This is a genomic window from Thalassospira sp. ER-Se-21-Dark (genome assembly GCF_017922435.1).
Taxonomy (GTDB): domain Bacteria; phylum Pseudomonadota; class Alphaproteobacteria; order Rhodospirillales; family Thalassospiraceae; genus Thalassospira.
The window spans coordinates 415,044-427,244 of the sequence record NZ_VDEZ01000002.1; the positions used below are offsets into that span (position 1 = coordinate 415,044).

General features: G+C 56.1%; 11 protein-coding genes and 1 riboswitch. Of the genes, 3 read left to right on the top strand and 8 right to left on the bottom strand.

Features of this window, described 5'->3' with window-relative positions; all coding sequences use genetic code 11:
- The first annotated feature begins 25 nt into the window (after positions 1-25).
- Positions 26-586 carry a hypothetical protein gene (locus FHI25_RS09570; protein ID WP_008890906.1) on the top strand — a complete coding sequence of 187 codons (561 nt, stop codon included), beginning with the start codon at positions 26-28 and terminating at the stop codon, positions 584-586.
- A 31-nt stretch (positions 587-617) separates the two neighbouring features.
- Here FHI25_RS09570 and FHI25_RS09575 read toward each other — a convergent pair whose 3' ends face one another.
- Complete coding sequence (locus FHI25_RS09575; RefSeq protein ID WP_210517141.1) at positions 618-1,667, bottom strand: ChaN family lipoprotein; 1,050 nt, start codon at positions 1,665-1,667, stop codon at positions 618-620.
- A 35-nt stretch (positions 1,668-1,702) separates the two neighbouring features.
- Positions 1,703-2,857, bottom strand: a complete 1,155-nt coding sequence (locus tag FHI25_RS09580) for a PLP-dependent aspartate aminotransferase family protein (protein WP_210517143.1) — start codon at positions 2,855-2,857, stop codon at positions 1,703-1,705.
- Between the two features lie 367 nt (positions 2,858-3,224).
- On the opposite strand from FHI25_RS09580, the gene FHI25_RS09585 reads away from it, so the two are divergent.
- The gene (locus tag FHI25_RS09585) at positions 3,225-4,538 is read left to right on the top strand and encodes an FAD-binding oxidoreductase (RefSeq protein ID WP_210517145.1); all 1,314 of its coding nucleotides are present in this window, start codon (positions 3,225-3,227) and stop codon (positions 4,536-4,538) included.
- A gap of 35 nt (positions 4,539-4,573) precedes the next feature.
- Here FHI25_RS09585 and FHI25_RS09590 read toward each other — a convergent pair whose 3' ends face one another.
- The 6 genes from FHI25_RS09590 to FHI25_RS09615 all read right to left on the bottom strand — a co-directional run bounded on the left by FHI25_RS09590 (position 4,574) and on the right by FHI25_RS09615 (position 10,930).
- On the bottom strand, positions 4,574-5,425 hold the full coding sequence (locus FHI25_RS09590; RefSeq protein WP_246879021.1) for a hypothetical protein: 852 nt from the start codon (positions 5,423-5,425) through the stop codon (positions 4,574-4,576).
- A gap of 91 nt (positions 5,426-5,516) precedes the next feature.
- Complete coding sequence (locus FHI25_RS09595; protein ID WP_349237996.1) at positions 5,517-6,569, bottom strand: MBL fold metallo-hydrolase; 1,053 nt, start codon at positions 6,567-6,569, stop codon at positions 5,517-5,519.
- Between the two features lie 210 nt (positions 6,570-6,779).
- Positions 6,780-7,733 (bottom strand): ABC transporter substrate-binding protein, encoded by a 954-nt coding sequence (locus tag FHI25_RS09600; protein WP_210517151.1) that lies wholly within the window; start codon positions 7,731-7,733, stop codon positions 6,780-6,782.
- A gap of 78 nt (positions 7,734-7,811) precedes the next feature.
- Positions 7,812-8,621, bottom strand: coding sequence for an ABC transporter permease (locus FHI25_RS09605; protein WP_210517153.1), 810 nt, complete (start codon positions 8,619-8,621; stop codon positions 7,812-7,814).
- Positions 8,618-9,403 carry an ABC transporter ATP-binding protein gene (locus FHI25_RS09610; protein WP_210517155.1) on the bottom strand — a complete coding sequence of 262 codons (786 nt, stop codon included), beginning with the start codon at positions 9,401-9,403 and terminating at the stop codon, positions 8,618-8,620. The genes FHI25_RS09605 and FHI25_RS09610 overlap by 4 nt, the downstream gene beginning before the upstream one ends.
- Positions 9,394-9,505: riboswitch (TPP riboswitch) on the bottom strand. Its footprint overlaps the gene before it by 10 nt.
- Positions 9,506-9,574: 69 nt before the next feature.
- The gene (locus FHI25_RS09615) at positions 9,575-10,930 is read right to left on the bottom strand and encodes a CoA transferase (protein ID WP_210517157.1); all 1,356 of its coding nucleotides are present in this window, start codon (positions 10,928-10,930) and stop codon (positions 9,575-9,577) included.
- Positions 10,931-11,023: 93 nt separating this feature from the next.
- On the opposite strand from FHI25_RS09615, the gene FHI25_RS09620 reads away from it, so the two are divergent.
- Positions 11,024-12,154, top strand: a complete 1,131-nt coding sequence (locus FHI25_RS09620) for a citrate synthase (RefSeq protein ID WP_210517159.1) — start codon at positions 11,024-11,026, stop codon at positions 12,152-12,154.
- Positions 12,155-12,201 lie beyond the last annotated feature (47 nt).

A 12,201-nucleotide genomic window follows, 5' to 3' on the forward strand; every position in this document is an offset into this window, starting at 1 on the left:
CCGTGGCAACACGTGATCGTATCCCATGACCATCGGGCACAGCATGAAGAACAAGCCGGTTCTCAATACGGTATTTGATGCCGCATTCAGGTTCATTGACCTCGCACTCAATGACAACGAATATCTGCAGCCCCAAAAGCTGCATCGTTTGTTGTATCTGGCGCAGGCCTATTACGGCGCGAACTATCACGGCAACATGTTGATGCCGGCCATTTTTGTGGCCGAGGAATTCGGCCCGGTCGAACCGAACCTTTATGCCGTGATGGAAGAATCCCGGCCTGATGTGCGGCTGAAATCGGTTGATCCGAAAACCATACATTTTCTTGAAAGCATCTGGGCGCAGTTTGGTCATCACACGGTCGAACATCTCAGCGTGACCGTGCGCAATCATCCGCCCTTTACCAAGGCCTACAAGGAAGGGATCGGAACGATCATCCCGTTCGACGAACTGGTTGAATTTTATGCCTCGGTCCGCAAAACCGCGACCACGCCCGAGGCCAAGGAAGTCGTGCGCCCGCGTGTTATGCGCTCCCACAAAGGCAAACCGGTTGCGACCACCGACTGGTTGCCGCGCAAGATCAAATAATCCGAAAAGCTTGGCTGAACGGGTTTTGGGGTTATTGCCCCATTCCCAGGTTCTCGCACGGATCGCCACGCGCGATGTCATTGGTAAACCACATGAAATCGATATCGTCGGGTGCGCCAAACCGCATGGCGTAATCTTCGACGCTTGACGCGTCCGGGCCGGGATCATCGGCCTCGATTAGGCTGACGACTGCGATATCGCGCGCCGCAAGATCCGGTTCATAGCGCTGCAAATGCCAGGGGGTGGCAATGCTGTGGCGGACATGCATGGCACCCGCAATCAGGAAGGCACCATCAATGCCGTCAATATTTGCCGCATCGCTCATCGCACGCGCAAGCGACGCATCGCGGGCAAACTGAACGGCGGAAAAACCACCCAGCATGCTTTCGGGCAACATATTGCAATGCCCCTCGGCGATTTCGACATTGAAGCGATTTAGTATTTCTGTCGGCATATCTGGCAAATCAAGCTTGGCAGCCAGATCATCGGGCAGGGCATCGTTGCCATTGCTGATCATGGGTTTAAGCAGATCATCGGGCAGATTACCCGCCACCATCATCAAACCGTTGTCGCGTGCAGCCTGCGCAATCGGCGCATAGTCATGCCATGACGGCCAACCGCGATCTTCCCACGCCATCGCCGGTCCGAGTTCCGAAACCGGAAGCGTCTGCCAGCTGTCTTCAAGCGATGCCTGCTGATCACGGGTAAACATTTCCCAGACAATCGCACGTTCACGCTGATCCGACTTGCTGAGTGCATTGACCAGCTGTGCCTGATGGTGATGGTGGATGGGATTGTCGTGCTTTTCACCAATCAGGATATATTTGCGACCTGACAGCCGTTCCACCAGCGTATCAAACATGATGTATTCGCCAGCCACCACGTCAAAAATCAAACCCGGCGCCGGGGGCAGGGCATTGACGTCGGTCAGACTGCCCTGGGGGGTATTGCTATCATGCGCAACCGTCGGGGCGACGGGAAGGATAGTCGATGCCAGCGCAACCACAGAGATACCGACACTGCGTTTAACAGCACGTGTCCATGATCTGACTGCGATTTGGATCGGCATCGACTTGGGCATCGATCAGTTGATTCCTGATTGAAAACGTGTGTGTTTTATTTGCTTAAGCGCAAGGCCGTTTCAAGGTCGTTAACAAGATCACCACAATCTTCGATCCCGACCGAAAGACGCAGAAGGTCTGCCGGTACCGGGCTGGTCGGACCTTCGACCGAGGATCGATGTTCGATCAGGCTTTCAACCCCGCCAAGCGATGTCGCGCGTTTAAACAGTTTGCACTGGTTGTGGAAATCAACCGCACGCTTTTCACCACCCTTGACGCGCAGCGACAACATCCCGCCAAAACCACCTGACATCTGTTTTTTGGCAATGTCATGACCAACATGGCTCTCAAGGCCGGGATACTGAACCTGTTCGATTTCCGGATGGCTTTCGAAATGTTTGGCGATTGCCATGGCATTGGCACTGGCGCGCTCGACACGGATCGAAAGGGTGCGCATCCCGCGCAGCAAAAGCCAGGTTTCAAACACGCCCAGAACGGCACCGCCCGATGCGTGCTGTTTGCAAACACGCTGCCAGAATTCGCTGTCCTTGGCAGTGGTCAAGGATCCCGCCAAAACGTCACTGTGACCGTTCAGATATTTGGTCGCCGAATGCATGACGATATCGGCACCAAAATCAATCGGACGGGTCAAAAGCGGTGTGGCAACCGTATTATCAACGGCAACAACTGCGCCTGCGGCCTTGGCCAGTTTGGCAGCCGCGGCGATATCGGTGATTTGCCAATCCGGGTTGGCCGGGGTTTCAAGCCAGACCAGCTTGGTCTTGCCGGCAACGATGTGCTTGTCCCAATCGGCAATATCGGCGTTATCGACAAAGTCAAATGACAGTCCAGCACGTACACCACTATCAAGCATGAAGCTGCGCAGCGCCCAATACATCACCTTCGGCGCGACGACATGATCACCCGGGTTCAACGCATGCAAAACCGCGACGGCGGCTGCCATGCCCGATGCAAACAGGCGGGTTTCAGAACCGCCTTCAAGTTCATTCAGGACCGCACAGGCCTGATCATAGGTCGGATTGTCCGCACGCGTATAGCAGCGCCCGTCATGGTAACTCAGGTCCGTGTTGCGTTCGAACGTTGTCGACGGATAAAGCGGCGGTGTGACGGATTTGGTGGCTTCATCGACCCAGCCAAGGGCCTGTGCACTTACGGTGGCGGGGGACTGTTTTTTTGTATGATCAGACATGGTGGCACCTGATTTGGTTGAGATTTGTTGGCGCGCAACATAACGTGGTTCCCGCCACACACCAAATTGAATTGCCACCAAAACTGATCTTTAAGGTCAGGAGCGGTTAATTTGATTGGAATGGCAGAATTTATATTTGTGAAATCTAAGAAAAATCCCGCTGGGCGGGTTGGTATCCCGCTCAAGGGGTTTGACGTCGGAGTTTGCAAATATAAATTCTGTCCTTCGGATCGCTCAGATTTGCACGGGCTACTTTGTTGCAAAACCTTGAAAGATAAATATCTTCCATCGGTTTGGCTCCGCGTATCCGCACAAATCTGAGCGACTATTCGAACCAAATTAACCACTCCTGACCTTAGGTCCCCACATGACGAATTATCCCAAAATCACCCTGCCAAAGGAATGCGACGTCGTTGTCATCGGCGGCGGCATTCACGGGTCATCTTGCGCCTATTACCTGACCAAGGCCGGCATGAAAGTCGTGCTTCTGGAAAAGGATACCATCGCGTCACACCAGTCCGGTCGTGCCTGGGGTTTTGTCCGCCAACAGGGGCGTGACCCGGTTGAACTGCCATTAATGATTGAATGCAACAAGATCTGGCAAGGTCTTGAAAAGGAACTGAATGCCGATCTGGAATGGCGTCAGGGCGGGGTGCTGTTTGTTGCCCGCGATGACAAGGAAATGTCGGAATTCGAAGGCTGGATTAACGACACCAAACACTTTGGCATCGAAACCCAGGTCCTTGACCCCAAGGGGGTCGAAAAACTGACACCGGGGATCACAACACCGGGTGTTGGCGGGATCTACACGCCCTCAGACGGGCAGGCCGAACCGAAAAAGGCAGCCCCGGCAATTGCCAAGCGCGCCAGTGAATTGGGTGCTGTGATTGCCGAGGGCTGCGGCGCGCTTTCGATTGAAACAGAGGCCGGCGCGATCAGTTCGGTGGTGTCCGAACAGGGCGAAATCAAATGCAAATACGTCATCTGTGCTGCCGGGGCTGCGACGCATAAATTCGTCGCCAAGTTCGGGCGGCGTTTGCCGCAGCAAACCACACGCGGGACGGTGATCCGTACCACACCCGTGCCTGATATCTCGGCCGCGGGCACACTGGCGGCTGGTCTGGCGTTTCGTCAACGCGCAGATGGGTCGATGAATATCGCCGATGAATTCATGACCGACATTGATTTGACACTGGGCCGGTTCAAGTATGCCCGTGATTTCATGCCGGGACTGTTTGATAACTGGGCGACCTTCAAGTTCCACTTTAACAAGCGGTTCTTTGATGATCTGGTGGATCGCCTGCCGGGATCGGATGCATCACGGCAACCCATGATCGGGCGACGCACCAATCAGGCACAGCCGTATGAGGTGCGGGTTAAAAACGCGATGCGTAATCTGCAAAAGGTCCTGCCACAGATCAAGAAAGTCGGCATCGTCGATACCTGGGCGGGGGACATTGATGTCACCCCGGATGCCGTGCCGGTGATCGATCAGTTCGACAACCCCAGGCATTTCTTTGTCGCATCTGGCTTCTCGGGCCATGGGTTTGCCATGGGGCCGGTGGTGGGCAAGGTGCTGGCCGACTGGATCACCACAGGGCAACCATCCATCACGCTAAAGGGCATGGAACTTGCCCGGTTCGAAGACAGCACCCGCCGTGTTCCGCGGACACGGGTCTGATCGCGTGTTCTGAAACTGATATTGGGCAAGGGCGGTTACAGGCTGCGTGCCAGACGCAGGATAATCGCCCCGCCCAGCGTCATCATGGTTGAGGACAGCTTCACAAGATTAAGCTTCTCGCCCATGAAGAACACCCCGATCAGAAGGGCAAAGACAATGCCGGTTTCGCGAAGGGCGACCACAAGCGGGATCGGCGCCTGTGTAAAGGCCCACATCACAGTGGCATAGGCCGCAAAGGATGCGGTGCCGCCAATCGCAAAGACCTTTTTTCCAGATCGCGCGATATCGGCAAGGATGCGCGGGCGCATGAAGGTCACGATCACGGCAAAGATCACAACGTTGCCAATCGTCTGATAGCTGTAATAGCCAAGCGCCGTTCCAGCCAGCCTTGCACCGGTGCCATCTACCAGTGAATAGCTGCTGATGAAACAACCCGTGATGATCGCGGCAAGGGCAGCATTGCGGTTACGCAGGCCATCGGCTTGTCGCGTTATGCACATGCTGATGATGCCGACCCCGATGATTACAATCGCCAGCCACTCACTGACATGCAGGGTAACCCCCATGATCAACGCGGACACTGCCGCAACAATCAGCGGCGAAGACCCGCGTGCTATCGGATAAACCTGGCTGAGATCGCCCAAACGATACGCCAGGATCAGAAACAACTGATAGCCGATATGAAGCCCGACGGAGGTCAGCAGATAAGGCCAGCTTTCGGGGGCAGGAAGGTCAACAAACGGCAACAGGGTCAGTACAATCGGCGTATGGCCCAGCACGATTGCCGTCATGTTCATCAATTTGTCCGAGCCGCCCTTGACCAGTGCATTCCACACGGCGTGCATCAGGGCAGCACCCATTACAGCAAGAAAGACAGTCAAACTCATGGCGGGGCGACCAATGTTACGGTTTTGTGACGCAATCATTGATGCTTAGCATGCAGTTTGAAAAACCACCAAACCGAACTTGATAGGGCTGCTATGAGCCAGACGCCGTATGCTCGACCTTTTGCGTGGTTGTCGATGCGGGTGCGGCTTTGCCATCAAAGAACCGGGTGGCGCCGATTGGTGGGGCAACGAAATCGCCATCTGCAATCCCGCTATCCTTACGGGCCGCGGCCAACCGGACCGGCGGCTCATCCACCGGCTCAGACGTCAGAACAAACGTCCCCCAATGAATGGCAAGCGCCTGTTTGACGCCCATTTTCTGCATGATCTGAATGGCTTCTTCGGGGTTGCAATGTGCATTGCGCATGAAGTCGCGCGGGTCATAGGCCCCGATGGGGATCAAGCCAAAATCAATCCCGCCGTGGATCGCGCCCATTTCCGTAAACAGGGCTTCGTTCCAGCCGGTATCGCCGACAAAATAGAACCGATAGCCATCGCCGAACTCAAGGATATAGCCACCCCACAGCATTTCCTTGCGGTCCTTGGTGGTGCGGCTTGACCAGTGGTTCGATGGCACGTGGGTGATTTTCAGATCATCGTGATGATGGCTTTCATCCCAATCCAGTTCGACATAACGATCAGCACGAATGCCCGCCTTTTCCAGAAGTGCACCATTCTTCAGCGGCAAGACATAACCCGGCGCGTTGCCAAGGTGCGTCAGGCTGGCCAGGTCGAAATGGTCATAGTGATTATGCGACAGCAACACCAGATCAAGCTTGGGCAACTGGTCGATGGCAAGGCCCGGTCGGGTATAGCGTTTCGGACCAAGTCGCTTGAACGGTGATGCACGGTCGGAAAACACCGGATCGGTCAGGATATTAAGCCCGCTATATTGCACCAGAACCGTGGCATGGCCGACCCATGTGACTTGCAGGCGGCTCGGGTCCGGGTTGTGGATGGCGTCATGATCAGGTGTTTCGGTCGGGATTTTACCGACCTGATGCTTGGCCTTCGGCCAGTTGTAATCACCGAAATAGCGCCGTTTCAGGAAATGCCAGAACGACCGTTTGACCGGATCGGGCAGGGGGTGACGGTTTTCAAAGCCGCTATCGGTGTGATGGGCTGGTTTTGTTTGCTGCGGCACTTTTGGGTCCTGATCCGGTTTGAATGTGGTCGCCATTCTGCTTTTTGTACGGGTGACCATATGGTAACTGGGAATTTGACCTGCGCAAGCGAAAGGCCGGAACGCGGGACACACATTCCGGCCTTTCTTGCTGGTCTGCCCATGCGGGGTGCAGACCAATGCTTTCGCAGTTGCTGGGGCGAGCCTTGCGAAAGCAGGGGGGACTGAATTTTATTCGATCACGGTTGCATAGGTTTCAAGCGCCGGGGTTTCGGTGATCAACCCCTGTTTGACCATGTAATCGGCAAAGCGGGCATAGCGCGCCTTATCAAGGGCGGCCGGACGCAGTGCAAAGCGTGGCAGGGTATCGGCCCATGCCTTGATATTGAGTTCATCATCAAGGTTCGGATAGGCGGCAATAAAGGCCTGCCAGCTGTCATCAGGATGGTTGATCAGGTACTGAACACCTTCTTCAAGGGCGGCCAGCATGCGGGCATAACGCGGGTCATCGACCTTGTCGTTACGCACGGTCAGGATCAACTCGTCATAGGGCGGGACGCCCTCTTCCTCGACATAAAATGCCTTGCCCGGTTTGCCTTCGATTTCCATCTGGTTGAGCTCGAAATTGCGATAGCCGCCAATGATCGCATCCACCTGACCGGAATATAGCGACGGCGAAAGCGAGAAGTTCACATTGATCAGCTCAACATCGTCAATCGAAACCCCATGATTGCCCAGCATGGTACCAAGAAGCGCATCCTCGAAGCCGGCCAGGGAATAACCGATTTTCTTGCCTTTCAGATCGGCGATTTCCTTGATCGGGCCGTCTTCAAGGACGATCAGGCTGTTAAGCGGGGTGGCAACCAGTGTCCCGATACGGGTCAGGGGCAGGCCTTCTGCGGCCTGAACATGAAGCTGTGGCTGATAGTTCACGGCAACATCGCCCTGACCGGCAGCAACAAGGCGCGGCGGGGCCGACGGATCGGATGGTTCGATCAGTTCGACATCCAGATCATGATTGGCAAAAAAGCCCTTTTCCTTGGCAACAATCAGCGGTGCGTGATCGGGGTTCACAAACCAGTCAAGAAGTATGACCAGCTTGTCCGCCGCAAAGGCGGTTGAAGACGTTCCAAGAACAAGTGCGCCCAGTGCGGTCGCGGTGATCATGGATTTAAGGCGTGACATGGATGAACCTCCGTAAGATGCGCCAAATAAATAGTATGAAGATTTAAGAAGCTGCCAAACAGGCAGGCGTGTCGTGTCTTACCGAACCGGTTTCAGGCTGTCGGGTTGCCAGGGCAGGGCCGCGCGCAGCACGCGATCGACAATGAAATATTGCGTGATCGAAAACGCGCAAAGGATCAGAAGACAGGCAAAAACCATATCGATCTGAACCCGCGCATTGGCATGCAGCATCAGATAACCCAGCCCGTGACTGGACCCGACCCATTCGCCAATCACCGCCCCGATCGGGGCAACGGCGGTGGCGACCCGAAAACCCGATGCAAAGGCGGGCAGGGCTGCGGGCAATCGGATATTGGTCAAAAGTCGCCAACGACTTGCCCCCATGGTGCGCGCCAGATCAAGCCAGCCGGTTTCCGTCCGTGACAGGCCATCAAAGAACGCAACCGTCACCGGGAAGAAAATGATCAATGCGGCCATGGCGATTTTGGATGCCAGACCAAAGCCAAGCCAGAGAACCAGAAGCGGCGCCAGGGCAAAGAACGGAATGGCCTGCGATACCAACAGGATCGGCATCAGCCAGAAACGCACCGGCGAAAACAGCGCCATCGGGATCGCGGCCAGCGTGCCAAGGGCGGCACCGGCAAACAGGCCGATCACGGTTTCAGCAATGGTGTATTTCGCATGATCAAGCAGGACGGCATGACGCGCGACTAGGGTATGCCAAACGTCAGCTGGCGGTGGCAGCATGTATTTCGGTGCACCGGTTACAATCACCAGCATCTGCCAGGTGGCAATCAGCGCAAAGATAATAATCAGCGGCCGCGCAAGGATCAGCCAGCGGTGCTCCGACAGTGCTTTATTGGTATGAGGATTGTTTTGGGTGCTCATGCCGCGCCCTCCGACCGCTCGGCACCGAGTTGGCCGAGCAGTTCGGCCTGCTGTGCCAGGATTTCGGGGTCGGCAATGTTGCGCGGGCTTTGGCCCTTGGGCGTGATGGCATCTTGCAATTGTGCCGGGCTGCCGGTCAGGACATGAACGCGATCGCCAAGGCGCAATGCCTCAAGCGGGTCGTGGGTCACAAGCAACACCGTCTTGCCGCGCAGAACCCGTGCGGCCAGTTCCTGCAAACGCAGACGATTGAGCGGATCAAGCGCCGAGAACGGTTCGTCCATCAAAACGACCGGGCGATCTTCCATCAATGTGCGGGCAAGGGCCGCACGCTGTTTCATGCCACCAGACAGTTCAGCCGGGCGCAGGTCTGCCGCATCACGCAATCCGACTTCGGTCAGTAAATGTGAGGCTTTCTCATAATCGGGTTTTTCATCGCGGAGAACAGCACCGAGTACGACATTTTCAAGAACACTGCGCCATGGCAAGAGCAGGTCCTGTTGCGCCATATAGGCAACCCGACCGTTAAGCGCGATCTTGTCCGAACAGGTGATGGTACCGCTAACATCGCCTTCGACGAGGCCTGCGAAATAGCGCAAAAGCGTGCTTTTGCCGACACCACTTGGACCGAGCAGACAGGTAAAACTGCCCGCCTGCAAGGTCAGGTCAAGATCATGGAAAATATCGGCGCCGTTGAAAGCCACGCGGGCCGCACGGAGCGCAATATCAAATCTGGTTGGATTGTTTTGCGCCATCTGGGGCGCGTGTTCTGTGCTGCGCATTCGATCCTTCCTACGCCGGTCTTAACCGGTTCAGGTTCAAAGGGTCGTTCGGCAACACCGAACCTCTCAGCCGATTTACGATCGGCCCCCCCGGAGATCAGGGGACTATGCGCAGACAAATCGCTGCCGTCAAGTTTTGTAACAGTTCTTGGACTTGATCCTGATCACAGCTTACCAGTGCGCGCCATGACGATGCAGCTTTCCCGCCGGATGATCCCAATGATGCGGTGTTCCTGCTATACTGACCGGAAAGGCGATGCGTCGCGCCGGGCCACAGTCTGTGTCTTCCATATCTGGGGCAGTATCGGCATCTGTTTCCGCGGTGATCATGCCAATGCAGTCAGGCGTTGCTGTCTTGCTTAACATATGTGCTGTTCGGGCCAATGAGTGGCGGGCGGTTGTGACCTCGCCATGGGCGGCGCGGCGGATCAGGGCGTGAACTGCGCTGGCCGCCATCAAATATCCCGTCGCGTGATCAAGCGCCTGTACCGGAAGCGGTAGGGGCTTTTTAGAACCTGAATGTGTCATCCCCCAATCGGCAATGCCGCAGCTCATTTGCACAAGGCTGTCAAACCCGCGTCGTTTGGCCCACGGTCCGGTCCAGCCATAGGCAGACAGCGTCACATCAATCAGCGCCGGGTTAATGGCACGCAGCGTTTTGGCGTCATACCCCAATTCAGGCAGGGCGTCAGGGCGATAGCCATGCAGCAAGATGTCAGCACCGCTAATCAGTTCTTCAAATAGCTTGCGGTCTTCCCGGTCCCGCAGATCAAGTCCCGCACAGCGTTTGCCGAGTGTGACTTCGGGAATGACCGCACCTTCATCCCAGCCTGGCGGGTCGATGCGCAACACATCCGCACCAAATGCTGCCAGAAAACGCCCGGCGACTGGGCCGGCCAAGATACGGGTCAGATCAAGAACGCGGATGCCACGCAGCGGGCGGGCCGGGTCAATTGACGCGGGGGTGAAATTGGTGTTTGCGTGCTGGTCCCAGCAGATCAGTGGATCGGTGGCGATCGATATTCCTTGCGGATGTGCCTGCCATTCCGCAAGGCTATGCATGGTTGCGGCACAGCCATTCGCCGCGACAATTTCGTTTTCAAGCATATCACTTTGCCAGTCCAGCACAGCCATCGCCAGATCATCGCGGGTTTCGTAATCGCCCAGAACAGAAAGTGCCGCCGCGCGGTGATGTGGCGCGTTGGTATGTAACCGGATCCACCCGTCACGCGTTCGATAGTCGCCCGCCAGCGGGTCCCAGACGTTTGGCAATGTCCAGCCTTGAGGGCGGATTGTCATATTAAACCATTTCGACGCCAGTCGCTGATCAACCGTTATCGGGGCGTCTGATCCGGTTTCAAGGGCGCGCCAGTTTGAAATCGTCGCGGCGGCCATCCCGATGCTTGCACAGGCGAGTTCGGTGACTGCGAAATAGGACGGTAAGGCATCTGTGCCGATGGTCGTGATTTCAGGTGTTTCAGATAGGCCAAGGGCATTGGCGATCTGGGGTGTGAAACAGTTGGGCATGATGGCGTTTCCTTTATCAAGGGGCGGAACCAGTAATGACCAAAGCATCATGCCGGACTGGACAAACCGTCAATCTTGATCAAGATAATCAATATGAAAAAATTCGATGACGGATCATTCTGCACATTGTCGGCAGCGGATGTGTGCGCGCAGGTCGGCATATCGCGCGATACGCTTTACGCCTATGTCAGTAGGGGGATTGTGCGTGCTGTTGCCCATCCGGGTGATGCACGCAAAAGCCTGTATGACCGGCGCGATGTCGCCAAACTGCATGATCGCAAACGACGTGGACGGTCACGGCAATCTGTTGCGGCCTCGACCATTGATTGGGGGGAGCCGATCCTAATGTCGGACATCACCCGCATTGCCGATGGGCAGTTTTACTATCGCGGTCAAAACGCCGTCGAACTGTCCCGCACAATGACGCTTGAGGACGCAGCCGGTCTTTTGGCCGGGCTTCGATGCGATCCTGTGTTGAATGCCGTGCCGGACTTTGTTCCGGCCAAACATGATCTGGCGCTGCAGCGTATGGTGGCGATGCTGGCTGAGCTTATGACCGGATCGCCCCGTGGTGATGGTCGTCCGAGCGCGGCACGGATTGTTCGGCTTGGCGCCTTGGCCGCAGCCGGAGTCTCAGACGACGGGAAAAGCCCGATCCATCTGGTTTTGGCAAATGCATGGACAGATCATGAAAATGCGCCGGACCTGTTGCGTCGGGCCCTCGTACTTTGTGCCGATCACGAGCTTAATGCATCGGCCTATACCGTGCGTGTTGCGGCATCGGCCGGGGCAACCATACCGGCATCCCTGATGGCGGGGTTGTCGACCCTGTCGGGTGCGCGTCATGGCGGCCTGACACCGAGATGTCGGGCATGGATGGATCAGGTCGAAAAAGCTGGTGGCAAGATTGATCCCGATTATGTGCCGCCGGGATTTGGTCATCCGCTCTATCCCGATGGCGATCCGCGAACCCGTGCACTCATGCAGGCCTGTGGTCAGACTGGCGATGCCTTCTGGGCGCGGATTGCAAATGAGGTCGCGCAAAATACCGGGCAGAATCCCAGTCTTGATTTCGGATTGGCCTTGATTGAACGCGAACTTTGTCTGCCGAAGGGGGCAGGGCTTGGTATTTTTGCCGTTGGGCGCATGGCAGGCTGGATCGCGCATCTTTTTGAACAGCGCAAAAGTGGCAAGATCATTCGGCCACGCGCAAGTGTGTCCTGATGTGATCCAAATTGCGCAGCATAGGTTACATTGGTTCCTTGCGTCAT

What these genes read in the sequence shown, in the direction of transcription:
- FHI25_RS09615 (WP_210517157.1), bottom strand. Translation starts at nt 10,930, where the DNA reads ATGCCCAACTGTTTCACACCCCAGATCGCCAATGCCCTTGGCCTATCT.
- FHI25_RS09605 (WP_210517153.1), bottom strand. Translation starts at nt 8,621, where the DNA reads ATGAGCACCCAAAACAATCCTCATACCAATAAAGCACTGTCGGAGCAC.
- FHI25_RS09590 (WP_246879021.1), bottom strand. Translation starts at nt 5,425, where the DNA reads ATGAGTTTGACTGTCTTTCTTGCTGTAATGGGTGCTGCCCTGATGCAC.
- FHI25_RS09570 (WP_008890906.1), top strand. Translation starts at nt 26, where the DNA reads ATGACCATCGGGCACAGCATGAAGAACAAGCCGGTTCTCAATACGGTA.
- FHI25_RS09610 (WP_210517155.1), bottom strand. Translation starts at nt 9,403, where the DNA reads ATGCGCAGCACAGAACACGCGCCCCAGATGGCGCAAAACAATCCAACC.
- FHI25_RS09575 (WP_210517141.1), bottom strand. Translation starts at nt 1,667, where the DNA reads ATGCCCAAGTCGATGCCGATCCAAATCGCAGTCAGATCATGGACACGT.
- FHI25_RS09620 (WP_210517159.1), top strand. Translation starts at nt 11,024, where the DNA reads ATGAAAAAATTCGATGACGGATCATTCTGCACATTGTCGGCAGCGGAT.
- FHI25_RS09600 (WP_210517151.1), bottom strand. Translation starts at nt 7,733, where the DNA reads ATGTCACGCCTTAAATCCATGATCACCGCGACCGCACTGGGCGCACTT.
- FHI25_RS09580 (WP_210517143.1), bottom strand. Translation starts at nt 2,857, where the DNA reads ATGTCTGATCATACAAAAAAACAGTCCCCCGCCACCGTAAGTGCACAG.
- FHI25_RS09585 (WP_210517145.1), top strand. Translation starts at nt 3,225, where the DNA reads ATGACGAATTATCCCAAAATCACCCTGCCAAAGGAATGCGACGTCGTT.